We start from the raw sequence: 479 nt of genomic DNA on the forward strand, positions 1-479 counted from the left end.
TGAAGGAGAATCCCAACTGCATCGACTCCACCGGTGCGCTGAGCCTGGAGAAGCTGCCCAAGAGCATGGTGGTCATCGGCGGCGGCGTCATCGGCCTGGAGCTGGCCTGCGCCTACGCGGCCTTCGGCACCAAGATCACCGTGGTGGAGGCACTGGACCACATGCTGCCCATGCTGGACGGCGACCTGACTGCCATCGGCGTGAAGCACATGAAGAAGATGGGCATGGAGTTCAACCTGGAGTGCCCGGTGCAGGCCGTGGAGGCCTCTCCCGTGGGCGCCAAGGTGGTCTGCAAGAACAAGGCCGGCGAAACCGTCAGCTTTGAGGCGGAGAAGGTGCTGGTGGCCATCGGCCGGAAGGCCAACACCGCCAGCCTGAACCTGGAGGCTGCCGGCCTTGCCAACGATCGGGGCCGGATCATCGTCAACGACAAGATGGAGACCAGCGTGCCCGGCGTGTACGCCATCGGCGACTGTGTC

1 protein-coding gene is annotated in these 479 nt (G+C 64.7%); it reads left to right on the forward strand.

Going from position 1 to position 479, the window contains the following annotated elements:
- On the forward strand, positions 1-479 hold a 479-nt coding region (locus HMPREF1546_RS18495; RefSeq protein ID WP_021752079.1), incomplete at both ends, for an FAD-dependent oxidoreductase.

This window comes from Oscillibacter sp. KLE 1745 (assembly GCF_000469445.2).
Taxonomy (GTDB): Bacteria; Bacillota; Clostridia; order Oscillospirales; family Oscillospiraceae; genus Oscillibacter; species Oscillibacter welbionis.